At 65.0% G+C, this 24,726-nt stretch carries 21 protein-coding genes; 10 read left to right on the forward strand and 11 right to left on the reverse strand.

What is annotated here, in order from left to right; translation table 11 throughout:
* Window positions 1-37 precede the first annotated feature (37 nt).
* Both JQ633_RS13835 and JQ633_RS13840 read left to right on the forward strand, forming a co-directional pair.
* Window positions 38-1,357: an ActS/PrrB/RegB family redox-sensitive histidine kinase gene (locus JQ633_RS13835; protein ID WP_211985597.1), complete on the forward strand. Its 1,320-nt coding sequence runs from the start codon at window positions 38-40 to the stop codon at window positions 1,355-1,357.
* Window positions 1,358-1,477: 120 nt separating this feature from the next.
* Window positions 1,478-2,032, forward strand: a complete 555-nt coding sequence (locus tag JQ633_RS13840; RefSeq protein ID WP_211985598.1) for an ActR/PrrA/RegA family redox response regulator transcription factor — start codon at window positions 1,478-1,480, stop codon at window positions 2,030-2,032.
* Between the two features lie 161 nt (window positions 2,033-2,193).
* Here JQ633_RS13840 and JQ633_RS13845 read toward each other — a convergent pair whose 3' ends face one another.
* Window positions 2,194-2,679 carry an MmcB family DNA repair protein gene (locus JQ633_RS13845; protein ID WP_211985599.1) on the reverse strand — a complete coding sequence of 162 codons (486 nt, stop codon included), beginning with the start codon at window positions 2,677-2,679 and terminating at the stop codon, window positions 2,194-2,196.
* Between the two features lie 150 nt (window positions 2,680-2,829).
* On the opposite strand from JQ633_RS13845, the gene JQ633_RS13850 reads away from it, so the two are divergent.
* Together JQ633_RS13850 and JQ633_RS13855 are read left to right on the forward strand one after the other, a co-directional pair.
* Window positions 2,830-3,948 carry a vWA domain-containing protein gene (locus tag JQ633_RS13850; protein WP_211985600.1) on the forward strand — a complete coding sequence of 373 codons (1,119 nt, stop codon included), beginning with the start codon at window positions 2,830-2,832 and terminating at the stop codon, window positions 3,946-3,948.
* 287 nt (window positions 3,949-4,235) lie between these two features.
* The gene (locus tag JQ633_RS13855) at window positions 4,236-5,927 is read left to right on the forward strand and encodes an alpha-amylase family protein (RefSeq protein WP_211985601.1); all 1,692 of its coding nucleotides are present in this window, start codon (window positions 4,236-4,238) and stop codon (window positions 5,925-5,927) included.
* On the opposite strand, the gene JQ633_RS13860 is transcribed toward JQ633_RS13855, so the two are convergent.
* Together JQ633_RS13860 and JQ633_RS13865 are read right to left on the reverse strand one after the other, a co-directional pair.
* Window positions 5,915-7,534: an alpha-amylase family glycosyl hydrolase gene (locus JQ633_RS13860; RefSeq protein ID WP_211985602.1), complete on the reverse strand. Its 1,620-nt coding sequence runs from the start codon at window positions 7,532-7,534 to the stop codon at window positions 5,915-5,917. The two genes, JQ633_RS13855 and JQ633_RS13860, sit on opposite strands and share 13 nt — an antisense overlap.
* Window positions 7,535-7,725: 191 nt before the next feature.
* Window positions 7,726-8,538, reverse strand: a complete 813-nt coding sequence (locus tag JQ633_RS13865; RefSeq protein ID WP_211985603.1) for an RMD1 family protein — start codon at window positions 8,536-8,538, stop codon at window positions 7,726-7,728.
* A 177-nt stretch (window positions 8,539-8,715) separates the two neighbouring features.
* On the opposite strand from JQ633_RS13865, the gene JQ633_RS13870 reads away from it, so the two are divergent.
* Complete coding sequence (locus JQ633_RS13870) at window positions 8,716-9,384, forward strand: MBL fold metallo-hydrolase (RefSeq protein WP_211985604.1); 669 nt, start codon at window positions 8,716-8,718, stop codon at window positions 9,382-9,384.
* A gap of 22 nt (window positions 9,385-9,406) precedes the next feature.
* Here JQ633_RS13870 and JQ633_RS13875 read toward each other — a convergent pair whose 3' ends face one another.
* Both JQ633_RS13875 and JQ633_RS13880 read right to left on the reverse strand, forming a co-directional pair.
* A complete protein-coding gene (locus JQ633_RS13875) occupies window positions 9,407-10,606 on the reverse strand; it encodes an extracellular catalytic domain type 1 short-chain-length polyhydroxyalkanoate depolymerase (protein ID WP_211985605.1) in 1,200 nt (399 codons plus the stop codon).
* A gap of 173 nt (window positions 10,607-10,779) precedes the next feature.
* A complete protein-coding gene (locus tag JQ633_RS13880) occupies window positions 10,780-12,189 on the reverse strand; it encodes an MFS transporter (protein WP_211985606.1) in 1,410 nt (469 codons plus the stop codon).
* Between the two features lie 292 nt (window positions 12,190-12,481).
* Between JQ633_RS13880 and JQ633_RS13885 the strand changes: the two genes are divergently transcribed.
* Window positions 12,482-13,723, forward strand: a complete 1,242-nt coding sequence (locus JQ633_RS13885; RefSeq protein WP_211985607.1) for an LLM class flavin-dependent oxidoreductase — start codon at window positions 12,482-12,484, stop codon at window positions 13,721-13,723.
* A 239-nt stretch (window positions 13,724-13,962) separates the two neighbouring features.
* Here the strand turns inward: JQ633_RS13885 and JQ633_RS13890 are convergent, their stop codons facing one another.
* Entirely contained in the window at window positions 13,963-14,772 is an 810-nt protein-coding gene (locus JQ633_RS13890; RefSeq protein ID WP_211985608.1) for a hypothetical protein, read from the reverse strand.
* 158 nt (window positions 14,773-14,930) lie between these two features.
* On the opposite strand from JQ633_RS13890, the gene JQ633_RS13895 reads away from it, so the two are divergent.
* Window positions 14,931-16,307, forward strand: coding sequence for a cytochrome P450 (locus tag JQ633_RS13895; protein ID WP_211985609.1), 1,377 nt, complete (start codon window positions 14,931-14,933; stop codon window positions 16,305-16,307).
* 21 nt (window positions 16,308-16,328) lie between these two features.
* Here JQ633_RS13895 and JQ633_RS13900 read toward each other — a convergent pair whose 3' ends face one another.
* From JQ633_RS13900 to JQ633_RS13915, 4 genes are all read right to left on the reverse strand, one after another.
* Complete coding sequence (locus JQ633_RS13900; protein ID WP_211985610.1) at window positions 16,329-17,234, reverse strand: hypothetical protein; 906 nt, start codon at window positions 17,232-17,234, stop codon at window positions 16,329-16,331.
* A 188-nt stretch (window positions 17,235-17,422) separates the two neighbouring features.
* A complete protein-coding gene (locus JQ633_RS13905) occupies window positions 17,423-18,619 on the reverse strand; it encodes an MFS transporter (protein WP_211985611.1) in 1,197 nt (398 codons plus the stop codon).
* A 132-nt stretch (window positions 18,620-18,751) separates the two neighbouring features.
* Window positions 18,752-19,765 carry an adenylate/guanylate cyclase domain-containing protein gene (locus JQ633_RS13910; protein WP_211985612.1) on the reverse strand — a complete coding sequence of 338 codons (1,014 nt, stop codon included), beginning with the start codon at window positions 19,763-19,765 and terminating at the stop codon, window positions 18,752-18,754.
* A gap of 36 nt (window positions 19,766-19,801) precedes the next feature.
* Window positions 19,802-20,644, reverse strand: a complete 843-nt coding sequence (locus JQ633_RS13915) for an SDR family NAD(P)-dependent oxidoreductase (protein WP_211985613.1) — start codon at window positions 20,642-20,644, stop codon at window positions 19,802-19,804.
* A 176-nt stretch (window positions 20,645-20,820) separates the two neighbouring features.
* On the opposite strand from JQ633_RS13915, the gene JQ633_RS13920 reads away from it, so the two are divergent.
* The 3 genes from JQ633_RS13920 (at window position 20,821) to JQ633_RS13930 (ending at window position 24,297) form a co-directional block, all read left to right on the forward strand.
* Window positions 20,821-21,783, forward strand: coding sequence for a sensor histidine kinase (locus JQ633_RS13920; protein ID WP_211985614.1), 963 nt, complete (start codon window positions 20,821-20,823; stop codon window positions 21,781-21,783).
* 232 nt (window positions 21,784-22,015) lie between these two features.
* Window positions 22,016-23,791 carry a putative bifunctional diguanylate cyclase/phosphodiesterase gene (locus JQ633_RS13925; protein WP_211985615.1) on the forward strand — a complete coding sequence of 592 codons (1,776 nt, stop codon included), beginning with the start codon at window positions 22,016-22,018 and terminating at the stop codon, window positions 23,789-23,791.
* Window positions 23,792-23,892: 101 nt separating this feature from the next.
* Window positions 23,893-24,297, forward strand: coding sequence for a YccF domain-containing protein (locus JQ633_RS13930; RefSeq protein ID WP_211985616.1), 405 nt, complete (start codon window positions 23,893-23,895; stop codon window positions 24,295-24,297).
* A 69-nt stretch (window positions 24,298-24,366) separates the two neighbouring features.
* Here the strand turns inward: JQ633_RS13930 and JQ633_RS13935 are convergent, their stop codons facing one another.
* The gene (locus JQ633_RS13935) at window positions 24,367-24,624 is read right to left on the reverse strand and encodes a GCG_CRPN prefix-to-repeats domain-containing protein (protein WP_349631562.1); all 258 of its coding nucleotides are present in this window, start codon (window positions 24,622-24,624) and stop codon (window positions 24,367-24,369) included.
* Window positions 24,625-24,726 lie beyond the last annotated feature (102 nt).

Raw genomic sequence — 24,726 nt, forward strand, 5'->3', positions numbered from 1 at the left:
ATTTGTGCGCCGCCCACAGCACCGCTAAAGTCATGCAATGACCGATGTCGCCTCCGATTTCCGCCAGCCACGCCGTTATGTCCGCCTGGATACGATCCTGCGGCTGCGCTGGCTCGCCGCGCTTGGCCAGCTGGTCGCGATCTTCGTGGTCGCCCAGGGGCTCGAATTCGACCTCCCGATCGTGCCTTGCGTCAGCATCGTGGCGCTCTCGGCGCTGATCAATCTGGCGCTGCAGATCGCCTTCAACCCGATGCAGCGGCTGGAGCCCGTCTATGCCGCGGCGCTGCTCGCGGCCAATATCGTCGAGCTTGGCGGACTGCTCTATTTCACCGGCGGCCTGCAGAACCCGTTCTCGTTCCTGTTCCTGGCGCCGGTGCTGATCTCGGCCACGGCGCTGCCGATCCGGCTGACGATGGCGCTCGGCTGCCTCGCGGTCGCCTGCGCCTCGGCATTGTTCTTCTACCATCTGCCGCTGCCCTGGGATGCCGACGACCCGCTGGTGCTGCCGCCGATCTACCTGCTCGGCGTCTGGCTCTCGATCCTGCTCGCGATCGGCGTCACCAGCCTCTATGCCTTCCAGGTGACGGAGGAGTCGCGCCAGCTCTCCGACGCGCTGGCCGCGACCGAACTGGTGCTGACGCGCGAGCAGCACCTGACCCAGCTCGACGGCCTCGCCGCCGCTGCGGCGCATGAGCTCGGCACGCCGCTGTCGACCATCTTCCTGATCTCCCGCGAGCTCGAGAAGACGGTGCACGACCCGAGCATCGCCGGCGACCTGAAGACCGTGCGCGAGCAGGCGCAGCGCTGCCGGGACATCCTGAGCAAGATCGCGCAGCTCTCCTCGAGCGGGGCGCCGTTCGACAACATGAAGCTGTCGACCCTGATCGAGGAGGCGGTGGCGCCGCATCGCGATTTCGGCGTCGACATCAAGGTGCGGCTTGCTGTCGCAGCAACCTCCGAGCCGGTCGTCGCCCGCAACCCGGCGATCCTCTATGGCGTCGGAAACATTTTGGAAAACGCGGTCGATTTCGCGCACCAGACCGTCGAGGTGAATGCGTGGTGGAATGCCGAAACGGTCGAGATCGTGATCTCCGACGACGGCCCCGGCATCGCGCCGGACATGTTGAAACGGATCGGCGAGCCGTATTTATCCCGCCGCCGGGGCGCGGATGACGTCCAAACCGCGCGCGGCGGCCTCGGGCTCGGCGTTTTCATCGCCCGGACGCTGCTGGAACGGACCGGCGCCCGCGTCTCGTTTACCAACCGCGTCTTCCCCGATCACGGCGCCGTGGTCCAGATCGTCTGGCCGCGCGAACGCTTCGAGGAGGACGTGTCCAGCGCCGAGGCGGTCACTTAAGAACGATTCTTAGGCACGCGTCTGGCATTACGGATGCAGCATCCGCGACTTTCGGCTGCCTTGGCAGCGCCCCACGGCCGTCCCATATAATTGGGCGTCTGCCACAGGGAAAACTGGAACGTGAACGCCATCGCTGAACTGAATGACCACCAAGACCGCTCGCTCCTCATCGTGGAGGACGACAAGCCGTTCCTGGAGCGCCTGTCGCGCGCCATGGAGACGCGCGGCTTCACGGTGAAGTCCTGCGATACGGTGTCCGACGGCATTGCCGAGATCGGCCGCGCCGCGCCCGCTTTCGCGGTCGTCGACCTCAGGCTTGGCGACGGCAACGGCCTCGACGTCGTCTCGGCGCTGAAGCGCAAGCGCCCCGAGGCGCGCGCGATCGTGCTGACCGGCTACGGCAACATCGCCACCGCCGTCACCGCGGTGAAGATGGGCGCCGTCGACTATCTGTCGAAGCCGGCCGACGCGGATGACGTGGTCGCCGCGTTGCTCGCGACCGGCACCGAGAAGTCGGAGCTGCCGACCAATCCGATGTCGGCCGACCGCGTGCGCTGGGAGCACATCCAGCGCATCTACGAGATGTGCAACCGCAACGTCTCGGAGACCGCGCGCCGTCTCAACATGCACCGCCGCACGCTGCAGCGCATCCTCGCCAAGCGCGCACCAAGGTAAGCGGCAGTTACAGATTGTCTTGCGATGGCCGGGCTCGTCCCGGCCATTTGCATTTTGGACACTTGTAGCCCGGATGGAGCGAAGCGAAATCCGGGACAGATCATCCGCGGAGAGACTTACCCGGATTGCGCTGCGCTCCATCCGGGCTACAAGGGCGGCCGCTAAAACTCGACATGCCCCTGCGGATCGACCAGGCGATTGATCCGCTGCGCTGCGGCGATCGCAAAGCGCACCGTCATCGCCTTGCGCGTTGCGGCCGGCAGGCGATGCTCCGGCGCCTCGCAATGCAGATGGGCGCCATAGGCATCGGCGATGATCAGCCCGGTATCTTCAGGGAAGATCTCGCACGGCAGGTCCTGCGTGAAGGCGAAGAACAGCCGGTCGCAATGCATCCGGTAGTCCTGCCATTTCTGGTCGGCGCGCAAATCCTCCACCGATGATTTGATCTCGACGATCCAGATCTCGCCGCGCTCGTTCAGCGCAACCAGGTCGGCCCGTCTGCCGGACGGCAGCGGCAACTCGCTGAGGCAGGAAAATCCAAGCGATCTCAGCAGCCTTGCGGTGCCGCGCGCGATCGCAAGGGCAGTCTCCGACTGGCGTCGGTCGAGCGCGGGCACAAGCGCGATCTGGCGGGCGGGCGATTCCATGCTGAGAGACTAACCGATTCCATTCATCAACGGCAGCGCCGGATTAAGCCGCAAATTCGCGAGGAAGCCGCCTTGGTTTCGGCCTCAAGCCACCGTGAAGCCGATGGAACCTTGGTTCCGAGGGACGAAACCACTGGAGGAGAGACCCGTATGTGGTCGCGCATCACACTTCGCTCGTTTGTCTTCGCTCTCGCTGCCCTGCCGCTATCCGCCGGACTGTCCTCGGCCATCGCCAAGCCGACGGTGGAGGTCGCCTTCGTGCTCGACACCACCGGCTCGATGGGCGGACTGATCGAGGGCGCCAAGCGCAAGATCTGGTCGATCGCCACCGCGATCGTCGATTCCAATCCCGACGCCGACATCCGCATGGGCCTCGTCGCCTATCGCGACATCGGCGACGAGTACGTGACCAAGAAGGTCGAGCTCACGCGCGACATCCAGGACCTCTACGCCAGCCTGCTGGAATTGAAGGCGCGCGGCGGCGGCGACTGGCCGGAGAGCGTCAACGAGGCGCTTGATGTCGCCGTCAACAAGATGCAGTGGACCCACGGCCGCGACAGCACCCGCATCGTGTTCCTGGTCGGCGATGCGCCGCCGCACATGGATTACGCACAGGACACCAAATATCCGGTCACGCTTGCGGTGGCCAAGCAGAAGGACATCATCGTCAACGCCGTGCTCGCCGGCGATGCGCGTGACACCGAACGGGTGTGGCACGACATCGCGCAGAACGGCAACGGCGAGTTCATCCCGATCCCGCAGGACGGCGGCCGGATCGTCACGATCGAGACGCCGTATGACGACGAGATCATCATCCTGCAGCGCGAGATCAACGGCACCGTGATTCCCTACGGCCCGCGGGCGCTGCAGAAGCACACCGAATCCAAGACGCAGCAATTGTCGCGCGTCGCCGCGGCCTCGCCGGCGAGCGCCTCGGAGATGGCGAGCTTCATCAACAAGCGCGCCAAGGCGACCTCGGAGGCGGTCACGGGCGACGGCGATCTGGTGGCCGACATCGCCGCCGGCCGCAACGAGATGACGAAGGTGAAGGAAGAGGATCTGCCCGACAATCTGCGCGCCATGAAGCCCGAGGCACGCTCGGCCGAGATCGACAAGCAGATCGGCCAGCGCAAGGCGCTGAACGAGAAGCTCGCCGCCCTCGTCGCCAAGCGCGACAAATACGTCGCCGAGCATCGCAGCAAGGCGCCGAAGGCATCGTCCTTCGATCGCGTGGTCGAGGACACGCTGAAGGCGCAGATCAAGCGCTAGACTGGCTTCGTGGGCTCCCTCGCCCCGCTCTTGCGGGGAGAGGGTTGGGGTGAGGGGCTGCTTCCGCAAAACGGTAGGCGACGGACACGCGGAGACTCCCCCTCACCCGGATCGCATTTCGCTACGCTCCATGCAATCCGATCTCTCCCCGCAAGCGGGGAGAGGCGAAGATACTGCAGACCGAGAGGCGACCGCGGCTTGCGGCCGGCGCTCCCGACAGGAACCCGCCGCCGCCTCGCCGCTTATCCCACCGCCGCCGGACTGGGCGGAGCGACGAGGGCTGCCTGGTGATCGACGACCTCTGGTACAAGAGCGGAGTGATCTATTGCCTCTCCGTCGGCACCTTCATGGATGCCAACGGCGACGGCATTGGTGATTTCAGGGGCCTGCTGCGGCGCCTCGACTATCTCAACGGACTCGGCATCACCACGATCTGGCTGATGCCGTTCCAGCCATCACCCGGCCGCGACAACGGCTACGATATCTCGGATTATTACGGCGTCGATCCGCGCTACGGCACGCTGGGCGATTTCGTCGAGTTCACCCATGGCTGCCATCAGCGCGGCATGCGCGTGATCATCGATCTCGTCGTCAACCATACCTCGGACCAGCACGCCTGGTTTCAATCGGCACGCAGCGCGAAGGATTCGCCACATCGCGAGTGGTATGTCTGGGCCGACAAGCGGCCCGCCGGCGCCGACAAGGGCATGGTGTTTCCGGGCGTGCAGAAGACCACATGGTCGCGCGACAAGCAGGCCGGCGCCTGGTACTTCCATCGCTTCTACGATTTCCAGCCCGATCTCAACACGTCGAACCCGCATGTGCAGGCCGAGATCCTGAAGATCATGGGGTTCTGGATCCAGCTCGGCGTCTCCGGCTTCCGCATGGACGCGGTGCCCTTCGTGATCTCGACCAAGGGCGCCAAGGTTCGCAAGCCGGTCGAGCAATACGACATGCTGCGATCGTTTCGTGAGTTCCTGCAATGGCGCAAGGGCGACGCCATCATCCTTGCCGAAGCCAACGTGCTGCCCGAGACCGACATGGATTATTTCGGCCGCGACGGCGACCGCATGCAGATGATGTTCAATTTCCAGGTCAACCAGAACCTGTTCTACGCGCTGGCCTCCGGCGACTCGCGGCCGCTGGCGAAATCGCTCGCCGCCACCAAGCCGCGACCGGCGACGGCGCAATGGGGCTTGTTCCTGCGCAATCATGACGAGCTCGACCTCGGCCGGCTGACCAAGGCGCAGCGGGAGACCGTGTTCGAGGCATTCGGTCCGGACAAGAGCATGCAGCTCTACGACCGCGGCATCCGCCGGCGCCTCGCGCCGATGCTCGGCGGTGACCGGCGCCGGCTGGAGCTCGCCTACAGCCTGATGTGCACGCTACCCGGCACGCCCGTGATCCGGTACGGCGACGAACTCGGCATGGGCGACGATCTCAATCTGCCCGAACGCAACTGCGCGCGCACGCCGATGCAATGGTCGACCGAGCCGCATGCCGGCTTCACCGAAAGCGACCGTCCCTGCATGCCTGTCATCGACAAGGGGGCGTATGGCTTTGAGCACGTCAACGCCGCCAAGCAGCGGCGCGACCCGAACTCGCTGCTGAACTGGACCGAGCGGATCATCCGCATGCGCAAGGAAGTCCCCGAGGTCGGCTGGGGCGACTTCAAGGTGATCACGGTCCGTGATCCGGCGATGCTGATCATCCGCTACGACTGGCGCAACAACTCGGTGCTGTTCATCCATAACCTGGCCGAACAGCCGCGCGAGATCGCGTTCAGCGTCGGACTTCCCGACGAGGCCGGCAAGCTGCTGGTCAATCTGTTGACCGAAGACCACAGCCGCGCCGACGATCGCGGCCGCCACAAGCTCTTGATCGAAGGCTATGGCTACCGCTGGTACCGGGTCGGCGGGCTGGACTATCTGCTCAAGCGCAGCGACATCGACACCAAGACGCCGCGTCACTCCTCCTGACGCAGCTCAGGAGGCGGACCGAGCACCACGCCCTCATTGGCGCGCAGGTCGAGCATGCCGTCGACCTTCTCGCCCTCGCGGTCCATGAAGGTCGACAGCAGGATCTCGTTGCTGAAGCCGATCGCGCTTGAGGTGATCGCCGCGGGCTGCGCGCTGAAATTCAGAGCGATCACCACGACACCCTCGGCGCCGCGCCTGCGGTAGAGCAGGACGTCGCCATGCGCCCCGACCGGCTCATAGCTGCCGCGAACCAGCTGCGGCAACCGCCGTCGCAGCGCGATCAGCGCCTTGTAGAAATTGAGGATCGAGGCCCGGTTCGCCTCCAGGCCGGCGACGTTGTCGCTGGCAAAATCGTTCGCCAGCGGCAACCACGGCTGCGCCGTCGAGAAGCCGGCATGGGGCTCGGCGCTCCACTGCATCGGCGTGCGGCAGCCGTCGCGGCCGACGCCGATGCCAGGCACGTTCTTCTCGAAGGGATCGCGCACCTGGTCGGGAGCGATCGGGAGCTGGCGCATGCCGATCTCGTCGCCGTAGTAAAGCGTCGGCGTGCCGCGCAGCGTCAGCAGCAGCATCGCCGCGACGCCCGCCTGCGCCGGCCCGACCCGGCTCGCCACCCGCGGCCGGTCGTGGTTGCCGAGCACCCAGTTCGGCCAGGCGCCCGGCGGCAGCGCCTTCTCATAGTCGGCGATGATCTTCTCGACCGAACGAGCGCTCCACAGTGTCGACAGCAGCGCGAAATTGAACGGCATCTGGGCGCCGCGCAGATCGTTGCCGTAATAGGCGACGAGGCGATGCAGCGGCAGATAGACCTCGCCGATCAGCACGCGGTTGTCGAACCCATCGGTGACGCGGCGCATTTCGGTGATGACATCATGCACCTCCGCCTGGTCGGTCGAATATTGCGTGAGGATCTTCTCGTGCGGCGGCCGGCCCTCGAGATAATGCGGGTTCGGCGGGTTGTCGCGGAAGTCGGCATCCTTGATCAGGTGCCAGATCACGTCGACGCGGAAACCGTCGACGCCCTTGCGCAGCCAGAACCGCATCACATCATAGATCGCCTGCCTCACCTCGGGATTGCGCCAGTTCAGGTCGGGCTGCTGGGCGAGGAAGGCGTGGTAGTAATATTGGCCCGAGGCCTCGTCATAGGCCCACGCACTGCCGCCGAACTCGGACAGCCAGTTATTGGGCGGCCCGCCATCCGGCCCCGGATCGCGCCAGATGTACCAGTCGCGCTTAGGATGATCGCGCCCGCTCTTCGCCTCGATGAACCAGGGATGCTGGTCGGAGGTGTGGTTCGGCACCAGATCGAGGATCAGCTTCAGGCCGGAATCGTGCGCGGCAGCGACCAGCGCATCGAAATCCTCCATCGTCCCGAACAGCGGATCGATGCCGGTGTAGTCGGAGATGTCGTAGCCGAAATCGGCCATCGGCGACGGGAAGATCGGCGACAGCCAGACCGCGTCGACGCCGAGCTGCACGAGATAGGGCAGCCGCTCGATGATCCCCTTGAGATCGCCGACGCCGTCGCCATCCGTGTCCTGAAACGAGCGCGGATAGACCTGATAGAAGATGCCGTGCCGCCACCAGTCGCCGTCGTGCTGATCCATCCCTCACCTCGCCGCCACGGCCCAACGCAGAAGGCCGGTAACCGGTTCATGGATGACGCATAATTAGGGACGGAAAAATGGCCGTCGTAGCCGCGTAGCCCGGATGCAGCGCAGCGCAATCCGGGGCCGCTCGACCCGCGGGCACGATTCCCGGATTTCGCTTCGCTGCATCCGGGCTACGGCAGTTCGTATCAGTGCTTCGCCATGGCGAGCTGGTAGATCGTGATCAGCACCTCGAACAGGATCAGGAAGACGATGATCAGCTCCAGGCGCAGCGAACGGCTGGTGTCGATGATGTCGGTCAGGACCTGCGCGGTCTCGGCGACGACCGCGAGCTTGCGGTTCAGCGATTCCGCACGCTCCTTCAATTCGTACTCGTCCTCGAGCCGGGCGTAGAGCCGCTCGAGATGCGGCTTGTCCCAGAGGATGTCGGGCTTCTCCGACACCTCGACCGGGCCGGACACGCGATGCCGCACCGACAGCGCGTTGCCGATGTGCTTGAGGATAGCGGTGCGGCCGCCGCGGAAACGGCCGCCCTTGGCGAGTTCGCGCGCGAACGGTTCGGTCGAGTCGAACACCGCCGCGACCTCGCGCTCGTGCCGCGCCAGCACCACGCTCTTGGCCAGGGCCTCGCCGACCAGGATCAGCCGATCCGGCGACAGGCTCTGCAGATAGATCGGGCCGCCGGGCGGGATCTGGTCGTCCTTCTCCGAGGCGAGCTCGATGATCGCGATCTCCTCCTCGCGTCGGGAGAAGGTGCCGGTCATGCGCGACTGCAGGCTGCGCAGGAATTCATCCTCCTCCAGCGCGTTGAGGCCGATCAGCACCACGACGCCGTAGCGGAACAGAACCGCCACACCATTGTCATTGACGCGGAATGCCAGCGGCGTCGTGGCCAAGACGTCGCCGCGCTCCAGGCCGGACGTGTTGATGCGATCCGCGACGAAGAAGGCGCGGGCGGTGGTCCGGGGTCCGCCGAGCGGCGATTTGGAGGCCTGGGTCATGGAGTTCCGGACGGCGAGGACCTAAATCATGATCGCAAGCAACGGCATACCAAACCGGCTCGCGATCCTGTTCTGCTGACCGCGACCTTATCACGGTCCAAATGAGGATCACACGACGGGGGTAGACGCATTTCCAACCCGTGTTGACGGGACTTACCCAAAGCCTATGGTGCCCGCATGGATGACAAAACCGAAACCAAACCGAAGGCCGGCGCGATCATCGTGCCGGTGACGCTGTTCGAGCAGAACTGCACCATCATCTGGCACGAGCCGACCAAGAAGGCCGTCGTCATCGATCCCGGCGGCGACGTGCCGAAGATCCAGGCCGCGATCAAGCAGACCGGCGTCACGGTGGAGAAGATCTGGCTGACCCACGGCCATATCGACCATGTCGGCGGCGCCGCCGATCTGCGCGACGCGCTGCAGGTCAAGATCGAGGGCCCGCATATCGCGGATAAATACCTGCTCGACAACGTGGTCTCGAGCGGCGAGCGCTTCGGCATGACCGGCGTGCGCAATTTCGGCCCCGACCGCTGGCTCGACGAGGGCGACCAGGTCTCGATCGGTGATCTCACCTTCGACATCCTGCATTGCCCCGGTCATTCACCGGGCAGCGTGGTGTTCTTCTGCAAGGAGCTGAAGTTCGCCCATGTCGGCGACGTCCTGTTCGCCGGCTCGGTCGGACGTACCGACTTGCCCGGCGGCAGTCATCCGACACTGATCCAGTCGATCAAGGAGAAGCTGCTGCCGCTCGGCGACGATGTCGGCTTCATCTGCGGCCACGGCGCGGGATCGAGCATCGGCCAGGAGCGGATGACGAACCCGTTCCTGACCGGCGAGATGTGATCGCGCTAGCGCGCGATCCTTACTATTTCATCAGCCCAGCGGCCGTCAGTGCCCGCGTAATGACCCGGCGGACGTTGACCTGATTGCGTGCCGCGGTCTGCGGCCGCTTGCTGTGGCGCCCAGCTGCGACAACGGTTTCGGGCTGCGGCGCCGGCACCGGGATCGTCATCGAGACCGTATCGGTCCCTTCGCGCGGCACGCCGGTCGGCGCGATCTGCGGCTGGCGCACCTGCCCGGTCAGCCCGAAGAATTCGGCGATGCGATACGACGACGAGATGCCGGCCTCGATCAGGAACGCGCCTTCGACGCCGTAACGCTCGTCATTGTCGGCGAGCCCGAGCGGCGTGCCATGCGCCATGTCGGCGATGCTGTAGGATTCGACCAGCGTCTGGCCGTCGGCATTCCACCAGACCTCGCGGGCGTGGCCGTTGACGTCCGACTTCGACATCGCCGCGGCCGGCAGGCCGTGAAGATCGACCCACTGCCGCACGATCGCATCGGCATTGCCGGGATGCACCGTGCGGTCGGCGCTGCCGTGCCACACCGAGATCTTCGGCCAGGCGCCGTTGTGCTTGGAAGCGTTGTTCTTGGAAGCGTTGCGCACGAGATCGCCGAGTTCGGGCGCGGACAACGCGCTGCCATGCATCATGGCATGCAGCGCCTCGCGCAGATTGGCGGCGACGCCGAACGGAAGGCCGGCGATGATGGCACCGCTGGCAAACACATCAGGATAGGCCGCGAGCATGACTGATGTCATCGCGCCGCCGGCGGACAATCCGGTCACATGGATGCGCCGCGGATCGATCTTGTGCGCAACGGCCATGTGGTTGATCATCTCTCTGATCGAGCAGGCTTCGCCCTGGCCGCGCGCGATGTCTTCCGGATTGAACCAGTTGAAGCAGGTGTTGCCGTTGTTGGCGGCCTGCTGCTCCGGCATCAGCAGCGCAAAACCGTAATGCGCCGCGAGCGTCGACCAGCCGGCGCCGAGATCGTAGGACGCCGCGGTCTGGCCGCAGCCATGCAGCACGACGACCAGCGCCGGCGACGGCGCGAGCTGCGCCGGCACGAACGAGAACATCTTCAGCGCGCCCGGATTTGAGCCGAACTCGACCGTCTCAACCAGCGGCGTCGGCGCAGCGCCCTGCGCATAGGCTCCCAGACCGCTGAACGCATTCAGCGTCGGGAGCCGGCGCAGAAAATCGACGTTGTTGACCAGAGACAACAGCAACTCCTGAAGGGGTGATGGGTCTTGTTGGATTTACCCGAACAGATAGTTGCTGCACTGCAAAATGGAAAGGCCGTATGCTGTCGTTCCCCCGGAAACGTGAGAATCGGCGTTAATGCGTGATCATCTCGTTGTTTAAGCAACGAATATTTCCGACAAGCGGCCGCATATCATGCAGCGGCCCGGCGCATCCATGACAGAAATGCGGCGCAAATCGTGATCGACAGCACAAACAATGCGCATGCTGCGAACAGCGCCATGCGTGCCGACATCGCGGTCTCGACGGCGAAGAACACGGCGCCGATCGCGGCGACACCCGCGGCGTTGCCGATCTGTGTCGTCGTGCCGTACATGCCGGAACCGGCGCCGGCGCTCGCGGGCTTCACGCTCGACAGCACCGCGCTCGACAGCGGCGCCATCACCAGTCCCTGACCGTAACCGAAGACCATCAGCACGAGCGCGAGCAGCAGCGCCGACGGTGTCGTGACCGTTTCGACGGTCGCGACCAGCACGGCGAGACCTGCGATCTGCAGCGCGCAGCCCTCGATCAGCACCAGCGTGCCGCGATGCTTCGCCCGCGCAGCGCTGTGACGCGATGCGATCACGAATGTCAGCGCCAGCGGCACGAACACCAGCCCGGCCTGCAGCGGCGGGATCTGCAGGCCCTTCTGCATGAACATGGTCATGATCAGGTAGAACGACAGGTTGGCGAAGAAGAAGAAGAACACAGCGACCAACCCGCGCATGAAGGCCGCATCCGACAGCAGCGACAACTCGATCAACGGCATGCCGCCGCGCCTTGCGACGGCGCGCTCGAGCCGCACGAACGCCACGATGACGGCGACGCCTGACGCCATCACCAGCCACACCCAGGCCGACCAGTGCACATCATGGCCGAACAGCAACGGCCCGATCAGGCAGAGCAGCCCGATGAACAGCACGATCGCGCCGGGAATATCCAGCCGTGTGCCGGCGCGGCGCGGCACCGTCGGCATGATCCTCAGCGCGGCCGCGATTATGATGACGCCGAACGGCACGTTGACGAAGAACACCGCGCGCCAGCCGAGGCCGGCGAGATCGAGCGTCACCAGCACGCCGCCGAGCATGAATCCCGCCGCACCGGCAAGCCCCAGCACGATGCCGTAGATGGCGAACGCCCGCGCACGGGCCGCGTCGGAGAACAACAGATGCAGCGTCGCCAGCACCTGCGGCACCATCAGCGCCGCGGTCGCGCCCTGCGCCAGCCGCGCCAGGATCAGCTCGGGGCCGGATTGCGCAAGGCCGCACCACAGCGAGGTGATCGAGAAGCCCGCGACACCCGCGATGAACACGCTCCGTGTGCCATGGATATCGCCGAGCCGGCCGCCGGTGACCACCAGCGTGGCATAGGCGATCAGATAGATCGCGATCACGGCCTCGATCTGCGCCGCGCTCGCCCGCAGCTCCACGGCAATGGTCGGGATCGCGACATTGACGATGAAGGCATCGACGCCGAACATGAACTGCGCGGCGACGACGGTCGCCAGCACCCACCAGCGGCGGGATGACTCGACCACCGGGGTCGAAACGATCTGATGCATGCGCAGCGATCCTGCCTGAATTTCCATGGCCGCCATCATCGCCAGATTCCCGTCATCACCTCGATTACCTCGGACGTAAGCGCGCGCTCACGGCTCCGTCATCCGAACCCATCCGCCCACGCGACCCGCGCGCACCGCGCGACTTGCGTTGACGCGCTGGGAAACATTCCGGAGGGCGGCAATCGCCGCCGATTTGCGCAACAACCATGCGGGCGCCGCAATTGCCTTGCCCCGGTCCACCCCGTAGGTTGGCGACAAGCCCCCAATAACGATAATCCGGAGAGAACGACCTATGGCGCGCCTCAAGTTCGGAGCCTTCCTCGCCCCGCATCACCCGATCGGCGAGCATCCGATGCTGCAATTCCGCCGCGACCTCGATTTCGTCGAGCAGCTCGACGACCTCGGTTACGACGAGTTCTGGTGCGGCGAGCATCACTCTTCGGGCTGGGAGACGATCGCCTCGCCGGAAATGTTCCTGGCTGCCGCCGGCGAGCGCACCAAGCGCATCAAGCTCGGCACCGGCGTGGTCTCGCTGCCCTATCACCACCCCTTCAACGTCGCCCAGCGCATGGTGCAGCTCGACCACATGACCGGCGGCCGCGCCATCTTCGGCTCCGGCCCGGGCGCGCTGGCCTCCGATGCGCACACGCTCGGCATCGACCCGATGACCCAGCGCGACCGCCAGGACGAGGCGATCGCGGTGATCCGCCGCCTGTTCAACGGCGAGCGCGTCACGGTGAAGAGCGACTGGTTCGAGATGCACGACGCCGCGCTGCAGATCCTGCCGCTGCAGGAGGAGATGCCGTTCGTCGTCGCCTCGCAGATCTCGCCCTCGGGCATGACGCTGGCCGGCAAATACGGCATCGGCATCATCTCGCTCGGCTCGATGTCGACCCAGGGCCTGATGGCGCTGCCGCAGCAATGGCAGTTCGCCGAGGACGCGGCGAAGAAGGCCGGCACCACGGTGAGCCGCGCCAACTGGCGCGTGCTGCTGTCCTGGCACATCGCCGAGACCCGCGAGCAGGCGCGGCGTGAGGCCGGCGCCGGCCTGATGCGCTGGCACAACGAATATAATGTCGGCACCCTGATGCGGCCGGGCCTGAGCCCGTTCTCCTCGCCCGACGAAGCCGTCGACAAGACCGCGTTCGTCGAGGGCGCGGCCTCGACCATCGGCACGCCGGACGATCTCGTGAAGATGATCAAGAACCTCGTACAGGTGTCCGGCGGCGTCGGCACCATCGTCGGCTTCGCGCACGATTGGGCCAATCCGGAAAACACCCGCCGCAGCTGGGACCTGGTGGCCCGCTACGTGATCCCGGAGATCAACGGCTATATCGACGGCCTGCGCAAGTCGCGCCAGTTCCTGGTCGACAACCGCGCAGTGTTCGAGCGCGCAGGCCAAGCCGTGATGGCCAAGATCATGGAAAACGACAAGGCCGCCGCCGCGCTCCAGCAGACCGGCCCGGGCCGCGTCGCCATCCCCGCCGTCAACGCGCCGGACCTGCAAAAGGCCGCGGCGAAGCAAAAGGCGTAAGGCGGAGCTCGCACCGCATCCTCAGTGTCGTCCCTGCGAAAGCAGGGACGACACTGAGTGTGTTGCGCGATGGCCAGCCAAACAACGTGGCGTCATCACCCGGCTTGACCGGGTGATCCAGTATTCCAGAGGCGGCGGTTATTGAACCGAGAAGCCGCGGCGTACTGGATCGCCCGGTCGAGCCGGGCGATGACAGCGGTGGGTGGGGGCGCCATCAAGCACGGCTCCGGCAAGGGCACCTACTTCCCGTAATAGTCCTGCACGGTGTCCCAGGCGACCTGCTGCAGGAATGCCGCGGTCGGCTCATCGAGCCCGGCACGATAGGAACTGCCGACCGGCGACTTGCCGGTGAGCGCCGCGAACACCACGCAGGACGCGAGATAAGTGCCGGCGACCGACGGGTGACGGCGGTCGATCGCATGCAGCACGAGCTCGGGCTGCTGCTGGTGGGCGCGGGCGAAGGCGAGGCCCGCCGGAATCACCAGCGCGTCGTTGTCATTGCCGGCGACGGTGTAGGCTTCGGCCAGTTGCGCCGTCATCTCCGGCTTGTCGGCATAGGCCCATGACATGAAGAAGATCGGCCTCGCGCCGTGCTTGCGGACGATGTCGGCATCCTTCTTCGCATATTCGGTGAAGACTGACTTGAGCTGCGGATGGATCGGGCACTGGCTGCAATCCATCATGATCGCGGCGTCGAACAACTTGCCGGGCTTGTTGAATACGACGTTGTTGTTGTCGTCGAACGAATACTTGCCGATTGCATCGGGCCGGAAGTAGCTGTCGACATCATGCCAGTCGAAGCCGGAGCCGCCGATCGTCACCGAGGTGGCGCGATAGTCCTGCCGGTGCGCCGGATCGGCGGCGCGCTGCATCGCCAGCACATGGCTGTGCATGCTGTTGTTGAAGTAGAAGAAGCTGTTGCCGATGAAGATTTCGGTCTTGGGGTAATCCGGCCCGAGGCTCGTGACCTTCGGCTTGGTCTGCGCGGCCGCGGACGCGACGGCAACACAGCACAGTGTGAACGCGATCACAAAAGCACGAACCGGCATGACCTTTTCTCCCCTTCCGCCTCATTTTCTGCCAGCCTAGCACGATCCTGCGTCGGCATGCGCGGCCGATGACATGCATCGATGCTATGCAATCGGCCCGCAAAGGGTTATTTACCTGCCACGGCTAAGCGATAGCGTCCCTTATCGGAGCAACGGCCATGTCGATGCAGAGTGTGGCGCCTACGTCCCACGCGTTCACGCCAACGAAGCGCAACTCGCTGACCCATATTCCGGGTGACGAAGGCTGGCCGTTCATCGGCAAGACGCTGGAGGCGCTGGCCGACCCCAAGGGCTATGTCGAGCGGAGCGCCGCGAAATTCGGCCCCGTCTACCGCACCCATTTGTTCGGCGAGACCAGCGTCACGATGCTCGGCCCCGACGCCAACGAGCTGTTGCTGTTCGACCAGGCCAAGCTGTTCTCCTCCGAGCTCGGTTGGGGCCCGATTCTCGGGCTGCTGTTTCCGAAGGGCCTGATGCTGCGCGACTTCGACGAGCACCGCGTGCACCGCCGCGCTCTGTCCGTCGCCTTCAAGTCCGAGCCGATGAAGTCCTATTTCACCGAGCTCGACAAGGGCATCGCGGCCCGCGTCGCGCAGTGGAGGGCAAGGCCCGGCGAGATGCTGATCTATCCGGCGATGAAGCAGCTCACCCTCGACCTCGCCGCGACCTCGTTCCTCGGCGCCGATATCGGGCCGGAGGTCGACGAGATCAACCGCGCCTTCGTCGACATGGTCGCGGCCGCCGTCGCGCCGATCCGCAAGCCGCTGCCGTTCACGCAGATGGCGCGCGGCGTCGCCGGCCGTAAACGCATCATCGCCTATTTCGCCGAGCAGATCCCGATCCGCCGCGCCCGCGGCGGCGGCGACGATCTGTTCTCGCAACTGTGCCAGGCCACCCATGAGGACGGCGCGCTACTCTCCGAGCAGGACATCATCGACCATATGAGCTTCCTGATGATGGCCGCGCACGACACGCTGACCTCATCGCTGACCTCGTTCGTCGGCGAGCTCGCGGCCAATCCCGACTGGCAACACAAGCTGCGCGACGAGGTCGTCGCGCTCGGTGTCGCCGCCGGCCAGCCCACCAGCCTCGATCAGCTCAACGCCCTGCCGCTGTCGGAGATGGCGTTCAAGGAAGCGCTGCGGCTGAAGCCGCCGGTGCCCTCGATGCCGCGGCGCGCGGTGCGCGACTTCTCGTTCAAGGGCTTTGCGATTCCGGCCGGCACCGTGGTCGGCGCCAATCCGCTGTTCACCCACCACATGGCGGAGATCTGGCCAGAGCCCGACAGGTTCGATCCGATGCGCTTCACCGACGAGGCGCAGCGCGGCCGGCATCGCTTCGCCTGGGTGCCGTTCGGCGGCGGCGCGCATATGTGCCTCGGCCTGCATTTTGCGTACATGCAGGCAAAATGCTTCGCCCGGCACTTCCTGCAGAATCTCGAAGTGTCGCTGCCGCAGGGCTACAGGGCCGAGTGGCAGATGTGGCCGATCCCTAAGCCGCGCGATGGGCTGCGGGTGTTGGTGAAGCCGGCGTAGGGCAATTGCGCGAGGCGCCGGTCAGCCTCGCAGCGCAAGGACACGGAGAAGGATTCCGCGGCCGCCACGCGAGAGGCGATCGTGGAACAGTTCGGAAAGCCGGTCTCCCCGCTTCCGCAGCGCAAGCCGCTTCTTGAGCACATGCGCACGAGACAGCGAGCAATAAAGGAAGTCCCGACGCAGCCGGCGCAGGCGGCCGCCATAGCCCTTTACATCACTGCTCGCATACGCCTTCATCAATGTGCTGATCAGGTAGTCATCGCTCGGATCCGGATAGGCCTCGTAGGCAACGCTCGACGATCGCATGGAGACGGGCTCATCGGAGGTCGACAGAAACAGGTTCATGCGGGTCAACCCGTCCGATACGCCGGTCGCCTCCTTGCTGAAATTCCCATAGTTCACGGACGGCAAGGCGGCGAGTTGCACGCGCAGGTTTTCGAGTGTCGCCGCCGGAATCCTGGCGCCGTTGCCGGCGGTGGTGTCGAGCTTGTTGGCGCGCACCGTGGCGTAAAGGTCTCCCCAGAACTTGTCCCACGGAGCCGTGCCATTGCGGTTGGCCGACGGATTCTTTCGAACGGTATAGGTCGTTTGAGTGAGATAGGCGGCCAATTCGCCCATGTGACGCGTAACCTTGCCGTCCGGATCATAGACGTCGATCATGGCGTGGACGCATTCATGCAGCAACAGCGCCCGATCGCCGTCATCTGCCGGCGGCGACTTCTTCTGCGTCAATAGAACATCCGCGGTCTGATCGTAGAAGGCGAGATCCTGGGTACCGCCCTTCACCAAGATGTTTCCGGCGCGAATGTGATCGCGCACCGTGGTCAGATATTCCCCTTTGACATGGATCTTGTCGACGTAGAGCTCGATGCCAAGCGCTACCGGGTCGCTCAGTGTATCCAGGACGTCGCCTTCGGTCAGTGGCATGAACTGCCTCCCTCGCGTGATCGAGACTTGCGCCCAAGGAATAAGTCACGCCAAGCTTGGGGTCGGTTCGATGAACGATCCGCTATCACCACACGTCTGAGAAGTTCCCGGATCGGATCGAGCACGATGACCCACATCGGCACAAGGCGTCGTTCACAACGGCCGTCGGCGAGTGGACGCCTTCCTCTTCAAATATCCTTCCACCAGCGCCGGGTCGCGGCCATGGCCAGCAAACCAAGAGCGGCGGTCAGGGCCGTCGCGTTATGTGCCCCGATGCGATCTGCGAGCCAGCCCAACCAGAGGAAGCCGATCGGTCCCGTGCCGATGCAGACGGTCAGGATGCCGAGTATGCGCGAGCGCATGTCCGGCGGCGCGGCGAGATAGACCAGGGTCGCTTGCATCGTCGCAAAGCCGGCGCCGGCCAATCCGGTCAGCAGCAGGGCCGCACCGGCCAGCGCCGGGCTTTGCACCAGCGCGAAGATCACCACGGCAATCAAGTAGCAGACCACACCGCAAAGATAGGTCCGGCCGTACCATTTCGGGGTCAGCCACAGCGCGGCCAGCAGCGCGCCGGCGAAAGCGCCGATCCCGTCCACGCTCGACAGCAAGCCCACGCCTTCCGGACCCAAATGCAGGCGGTCGAGCCCGATGACCGGAATCATGCTGGTAAAAGGCCAGGCGAAGATATTGTAGATCACGGTCACGACCAGCACGCCGATGAGCCGCTTGTCGGTACGCACCAAGGCGAATCCCTCGGCGATCCTCGCCAGCACGGCGCCGGAGTCCGCCGTGCGAGGAATGCGCGAGCTGACGGCAAAGATTGCCCACAGCGCGGTGCAATACATCAGCACGCTCAGGATAAAGGCACCCTGAATGCCCGCCCCGGCGAGCAGAAATCCGCCGATGGTAGGACCGATCATGCGGCTTGCATTGTTGGCGCCGACGTCCAGCGACATCGCGGTGCCCATCTTTTCGCGACCCACGACCTCGCCGATCATCACGCGGCGCACCGGGTTGTCGGTGCACCAGCCGCACCCGTTGATGAAGCTGGCGACCGCGAGATGCCAGATCTCGAGTTGTCCGGTTCGATCCAGCACTGCGAGCACCACCGAGGTGACGCTCATCAGCAGCACGACGATGAGCAGCGTCCGGCCGCGATCAAAGCGTTCGGCGAGCGCGCCGAGCAGCACCCCGAACAGACCCATGGGAAGCAGACGGAGCATGGTCATCATCGAGACCAGAAACGCCGATTCGGTGCGCTGGTAGACGACGACCCCGACCGCGACGGTCTCGATCCAGCGCACGGTGGCGACGATCAGGCCGACATACCACAAGCGCCAGAAGTCCGGCGCCTCGGTCATCCGCCGGAACGGCGAGTTGGTCACGCGGTCGTATCCTTTTTGGGGGCAGCTTGCCCCATCCCGTTTGCCTTATAGCACGATGAGAATCGTCACCGCGCACGCTCTCCGTATCATCCGGTACCGCTTGCAGGAACAGAGCACCGAAGGGGTGAAGCGCTACGCCGCCGCGCCGATCCCCACCACTGCAATGCCGTCGACGCGTCCGCGGATCGGCAGGGTGCCGAGATCGTGCAGGGGGAACGGCGGCGCCGCCTCAAAGCGTGCCATCGCCGCGCGCGAGGCGATGAAGCCGCCGTCGACCTTGCGGCTCAGCTCCTCAAGGCGCGCCGCGGTGTTCATGACATCACCGTTGAAGACGATGGCCGGCTTGACGTCGCCGATCTCGCCGACGATGACGGGCCCGAAATGCAGGCTGCCGCGGATCCGCGGCACCGCGCCGAACTCGCGCTCGAACTGCGGCGCAGCCTTCAACAGAGCGGCGCGCATCGCAACGAAGCACCGCAGCGGCCGGCAATCGACCGCGCCCCTGCCCTGCGGCCAGGTCACGATGATCTCGTCGCCGATATAGTTCAGCACCTCACCGCGATAGTCGACGACCGACTCGGTGAGCAGGCGGAAGGTGCGGTCGAGGAAGCAGTGGATGCCGACGCCACCCAGCCGCTCGGCGAGGCCGGTCGATCCGGCGATGTCGACGAACAGCACGAAGCGGTTCTCCTCGACCGGAGTATGATAGCGGCCGGTGACGAAATTCATGAAGACACGCGGCCCGATCAGGTTCGCGGTGCTGAAGCCGAGATTGAGCAGCACCGAAATCACGGCGGAATAGACGATGCCGAGCCAGAAGGCCTGCAACGATGTCTCGCGCGGCAACCCGACGGCGAGCTCGCCGGGCTGCAACAGCTGGACGGCAATGATGATGGCGGCATAGATCGTGCTGCGGACCGCCAGATTGGCGGTGAAGGACAGACGCGTGAGCCAATTCCACAACTGGAGGACGAAGAGCTCGATGCCTCCGATCGCAATACAGGTGACCAGGGCATAGCAGGCGCCGACCAGAAGCTGCGTCGAGGCGTGGCGGCCCAGGGAGAGATTAACCAGCACGCTCGCGAGGACGGCGGCGACGATGATGGCGCCGAGATAGCGCAGCTTGCGCTCGAGCTGCGGGTTCATGGCTCTCGTACCTCCGCATTGGCGAAGCTGCGCCTGTTACGCAGAACCCTGATCGAATGCCTTGCGCAGGGCGACATAGCCGGCCTGCTGCTGGGTCCAGTTGCGGCCGCCGGTGATGGCGCCGTCGACCACGAGGTCGTGGCCGTTGATGAAGCTCGACTCGTCGCTCGCCAGGAACACCGCGGCATGCGCGATGTCGTCAGGCAGGCCGGCCCGCGGAATCGGCTGCGCCGCCTTGTACACTTCGCGCATCACGGAGGCCGTCTGCTCGGCGGTCTCGGTCGGCAGGCCGAGCGCCTTGCCGATGATGCCGGTGGCGATCGCGCCGGGCGAGATCGAGTTGACGCGGATGCCGGACTCGCCGAGCTCCATCGCCACGCATCGGGTGAGATGAATCACCGCCGCCTTGGCCGCGCCGTAGACCATCGAGGACGAGAAGCCGGCGAGGCGGCCGGCGATGCTGCCGTTGTTGATGATGCTGCCGGAGCCTTGTTTGCGCATGTAAGGCGCGGCGTGCTTCATGCCGAGCATCACGCTGCGCACCAGCGTCGCCATCGCCGCATCGAACCGCTCGACCTCGAGCCCCTCGATGCCGCCGGTCTGCGCCGGGCCGCCGGCATTGTTGAACAGGCAGTCGATCCGGCCGAACTTCTCGACCGCAAGCCCGATCAGCGCCTGCATCTGGTCCTCGACCGTGACGTCGGTCTGGCGAAACAGGCAGGCGGGGCCGAGCTGCCGCGCCAGCGCTTCGCCTTCCGCAGCGCGGCGGCCGGCGATCACGATCCGCGCGCCCTCCGAGACAAAGATTTCCGCCGTGCGCAGCCCGATGCCGCTGGTCGCTCCGGTAATGACCGCGACCTTGCCGTCCAGCCGTCCCATGCCGATCCCCTCCCCGATTTTGACGGCGCGATATTCCCTGCCCGTCTCCGCCTGCGCAAGCTCACATGCTGCGGATGCGCAAACGGGTCCACCTGTGGCCGGAAGGACACAACTGCGGTTTTTCGGTCGCAGCGGCCTTATTTTGGGGCGTGTAATCACGTGAAGTGAAACGACAGATGGCGAAATGGATCGACGAGTTCAGGCAGTGTTGGCAGGGCAATGCCCAGCCGTCGCTGCTGTTTGCGACCGGCTTCGCCGTGATCTGTCTTGTTTTGGCCACGGCCGCGCGCTTCGGGCTCGCCCAGATCCGGCCGGATGTGTTTTTCACGCCGTATTTTCCGGCGGTGTTCTTTGCCACCGCCTTCGGCGGTTTTCGGACCGGGGTGGCCACCGCACTGGCGAGCGGCCTGCTCGGCGTGATCATCAATTTCTCAACCGCGACGGTCGATCCGGCGCGCTTTGCGCTGCTGATGATCTTCTGGGTGGTGTGCGGCATCGCGATCTGGGGCGTCGAGCACTATCGCTCCCTGGTTGCGCAGCAGCGCGAGATCTCGCGACGGCTGACCGACGAGGAGCAGTACCGCAAGCTGCTGATCGACGAGTTGCAACACCGCCTGAAGAACAAGTCCTCGACCATTCATGCCGTGCTGCATCAGGCATTGCAGGACCGGCCCGATGTCTGGCAGCGCATCGACCACCGCATCCGCGCGCTCTCGGCGACCGACGATCTGATTGCGCGGGTCGACGGCTATGGCTGCGATATCAGGGATTTGCTCCGCTCGGAGCTCGGACCCTACGGCCATGTGCGCTTCAACCTCAATGGCGACCAGCTGTTCCTGCCGGCCAAGCTCGCGGTGTCGCTGGCGCTGATCTTCCACGAGCTCGCCACCAATGCCGGAAAGTACGGCGCGTTCTCCTCGCCGCGCGGGCTGCTGCAGGTGTCCTGGACGGTCGACGACGGCCGTCTCACCGTGATCTGGGACGAGAACGAGGGACCGGCACTGGAGACCGTCGGCGAAGCGGGTTTCGGCACCAAGCTGCTGAAATCGGTGCTGCGGCCGTTCGACGGCAAGACCGAGATCAGTTACCTGAAGACCGGTGTTCACTGCACGATGCAGTGCAAGATTCCGAGCGCCTAGATATCCACAGGCGTGCACAGCCGCTTTTCGACGCCGCGCGACGTTTCGTTCTGAAGCAGGATCGCAACCGCGCGAACCGCAATCGCTTTCGCAAGCAGCGCCGCTGCGCATTGATACTCTGTTAATGACGATTGCCGCACCGGTTGCGAAAGCTGCCGCGGCCTCACCGTGTCACGGTATTTCACAGCTCCGCTTAACCAAAACTACAACGGACTTTGCGAAGCTTTCGCGCATGCATGATTTCACTGAACACGATTTGCAATCCGACGTTTTGCCGACCGGTCACGATGGCAATTTCAGCAATGAATTGCGCATCCTGCGTGACCTCCTCCATCTGCTGCCCGCCGGCGTCACCGTGCAGGATGAACGCGGCGAATTCATCTTGATGAACGAAGCGGCGACGGCGCAATTGCAACTTGCCGCCAATGCCGGTACGCCAACGTCGCCGACCGACGACCGGCATGCCGCCTGTCTCGAAATGCTGCGCAACGGCCGCCCGGTGGCGCTCGAGGAGGTGCTGGTCAGCGGCGCATCCCGGCACGTGTTCCTGACTTCGCACCGCCCGGTGCAGATCGGCGGACGCAGCCTGCTGATCTCGACCTCGACCGACATCAGCGAGCAGAAGGCCTTCGAAGACCAGCTGTTCCGTTCCGCCTATTACGACGAGCTGACCGGTCTGCCGACACGGCGCGTGATCGAGCACCGGGTCAACAGCCTGATCCGCGACGACCGCAACGGTCATTTCGCGCTCGCTTTCCTCGACGTCGACAATTTCAAGCACATCAACGACTATTACGGCCACGCGATCGGCGACGCGCTGCTGGTTCAATTGTCGAAGCGGCTCGGCCACGCCTTGCGCGACACCGACATGCTGTCGCGCATCTCCGGCGACGAATTCCTGCTGCTGCTGAGTCCCATCAATAGCGACCGCGAAGTCTCCGAGTTCATCCACACCATGCAGGAGCGGCTGAAAGCGCCGTTCTTCATCGAAGAGGCCGAGATCTTCGCCTCGACGTCGATCGGCGTCAGCCTGTATCCCGGGCACGGCAACAACTACGAGGAGCTGCGACAGAACGCCGACATCGCGATGTACCGCGTCAAGAACAACGGCAAGGGCTCGACCGCGTTCTTCGACTTCAGCATGGAGCGCGAGGCGCTGGCGCGGATGAAGATCGAGCAGTCGCTGCGTCTGGCGATCCTGGAGAAGCGCTTCTGCTGCGCGTTCCAGGCCAAGGTCGATATCCGCACCCAGGAGGTGACGGGCATCGAGGCATTGGTGCGGCTGCGCGACGACGAGGGCGTGATCCAGGCGCCCGGCACCTTCATCAACCTCGCCGTCGAGCTCGGGCTGATCGACGAGCTGACGTTCCTGGTGCTGGCTGAGATCGTCAAGTCCATCGACCTGATCAACGACACATTCGGACCGAACGCGACGATCAGCATCAATGTCGCCGCCAAGCAGGCCGCCAACATCGACTTCATGCGCCCGTTCGCGCGGGCGCTGGAGGAGACCGGCTTTCCGAAACGCTTCATGATCGAGGTGACCGAGGATGCGTTCATCACCCGATCGCAGTTCCAGGACGAGATCCTGCCGATCCTGCGCGGTATCGGCGTCGGCATCGCGATCGACGATTTCGGCATCGGCTATTCGTCGCTGTCGGCGCTTGCCGACATCACCGCCGACGAAATCAAGATCGACCGCTCCTTCATCACGGACATTCACAAGCGGCCGCGTAGCCAGGGCATCCTGCGCGCCATCGAATCGCTGAGCGAGGCGCTCGGCATGACCGTGATCGCCGAGGGCATCGAGTCCTTCGAGGAGCTCACCTATCTGCAGGCGGCGACCAAGATCCGCTACGCCCAGGGCTATTACTTCGCCAAGCCGATCTTCCTCGAGGACCTCCGGCCAGCGGCCTCGCTGGTCAGCGAGACGCGCGCCAGCCTCGCGGCCCGCCCGACCCAGGAAAGCCGCCAGAGCTATTCGCGCGCCAGCGGCTTCCGCCGGTAGCGCGCGGACACGGCCTCTCGCGGGGCTCAACCGCACCTATCGCCGTACGGGCCGCGCGCCTATATAGAGTGCGATCCTCGGCGGCGGAAAAGGTGTCGGCCATGCAGCCCGTGTCTATACTGCTGAACATCCTCTGGATTCTGATCGGTGGCGCCTGGATGGCGTTCGGCTGGCTGATCGCCGCCGTGATCATGGCGATCACTATCATCGGCCTACCGTGGGCGCGCGCCGCCTTCAACATCGCCGCCTACACACTGCTGCCGTTCGGCTCGCGCGCGGTGCGCCGCGACGAATTGACCGGTCAGGCCGATATCGGCACCGGGCCGCTCGGCCTGATCGGCAACCTCATCTGGTTCATCCTCGCCGGCTGGTGGCTCGCGCTCGGCCATCTGATCACTGCGATCCTGCTCGCGGTGACGATCATCGGCCTGCCCTTCGCATGGGCACACCTCAAGCTCGCCGGCATCGCGCTGTGGCCGATCGGCAAGGCGATCGTGCCGGCGTAACGCGCCGCCGCTCTTAATTTGAGCATGGATCTATTCGGAAAACCGCTTCACACTTTTCCGGATCACGCTCTACAGCCAGTCCTTCGTGGTCTGCGAGCAGGCCTTGAGGTCGCGCCGCCAGACGAAGCCAGTGCCGCCGCAAGGCGGTCGGGGGCGCGAGGTGGCGGGGCATTCGTTCCGCACGCGCGCGCCAGTCCCCCAGCCGTCGATCACGCAGGCGCCCGCGACGGTGGCGTGGCAGCCCACGCCGCAGCCGTCTGCGGCATAGGCCGGGCTAAAGCCAAGCAGTCCAGCTGCAGTCAGAAACGCGAGCAAGGATATTCTCACGATGTCCTCCATCGGGCTGTCGTCTCGCTTCCGTACGTCCGCATCATGGACGGGATCGGTGAAGCTCGCCACCGAAAACCGGATCACATCCTTGCGCGCTCG

Source organism: Bradyrhizobium tropiciagri (assembly GCF_018130505.1).
In the GTDB taxonomy this organism is placed as follows: Bacteria; Pseudomonadota; Alphaproteobacteria; order Rhizobiales; family Xanthobacteraceae; genus Bradyrhizobium; species Bradyrhizobium tropiciagri_B.

Coding starts and splice junctions, on each gene's coding strand:
- JQ633_RS13835 (WP_211985597.1), top strand. CDS start 38: ATGACCGATGTCGCCTCCGATTTCCGCCAGCCACGCCGTTATGTCCGC.
- JQ633_RS13845 (WP_211985599.1), bottom strand. CDS start 2,679: ATGGAATCGCCCGCCCGCCAGATCGCGCTTGTGCCCGCGCTCGACCGA.
- JQ633_RS13850 (WP_211985600.1), top strand. CDS start 2,830: ATGTGGTCGCGCATCACACTTCGCTCGTTTGTCTTCGCTCTCGCTGCC.
- JQ633_RS13860 (WP_211985602.1), bottom strand. CDS start 7,534: ATGGATCAGCACGACGGCGACTGGTGGCGGCACGGCATCTTCTATCAG.
- JQ633_RS13865 (WP_211985603.1), bottom strand. CDS start 8,538: ATGACCCAGGCCTCCAAATCGCCGCTCGGCGGACCCCGGACCACCGCC.
- JQ633_RS13870 (WP_211985604.1), top strand. CDS start 8,716: ATGGATGACAAAACCGAAACCAAACCGAAGGCCGGCGCGATCATCGTG.
- JQ633_RS13880 (WP_211985606.1), bottom strand. CDS start 12,189: ATGCATCAGATCGTTTCGACCCCGGTGGTCGAGTCATCCCGCCGCTGG.
- JQ633_RS13885 (WP_211985607.1), top strand. CDS start 12,482: ATGGCGCGCCTCAAGTTCGGAGCCTTCCTCGCCCCGCATCACCCGATC.
- JQ633_RS13890 (WP_211985608.1), bottom strand. CDS start 14,772: ATGCCGGTTCGTGCTTTTGTGATCGCGTTCACACTGTGCTGTGTTGCC.
- JQ633_RS13895 (WP_211985609.1), top strand. CDS start 14,931: ATGTCGATGCAGAGTGTGGCGCCTACGTCCCACGCGTTCACGCCAACG.
- JQ633_RS13900 (WP_211985610.1), bottom strand. CDS start 17,234: ATGCCACTGACCGAAGGCGACGTCCTGGATACACTGAGCGACCCGGTA.
- JQ633_RS13910 (WP_211985612.1), bottom strand. CDS start 19,765: ATGAACCCGCAGCTCGAGCGCAAGCTGCGCTATCTCGGCGCCATCATC.
- JQ633_RS13915 (WP_211985613.1), bottom strand. CDS start 20,644: ATGGGACGGCTGGACGGCAAGGTCGCGGTCATTACCGGAGCGACCAGC.
- JQ633_RS13920 (WP_211985614.1), top strand. CDS start 20,821: ATGGCGAAATGGATCGACGAGTTCAGGCAGTGTTGGCAGGGCAATGCC.
- JQ633_RS13925 (WP_211985615.1), top strand. CDS start 22,016: ATGCATGATTTCACTGAACACGATTTGCAATCCGACGTTTTGCCGACC.
- JQ633_RS13930 (WP_211985616.1), top strand. CDS start 23,893: ATGCAGCCCGTGTCTATACTGCTGAACATCCTCTGGATTCTGATCGGT.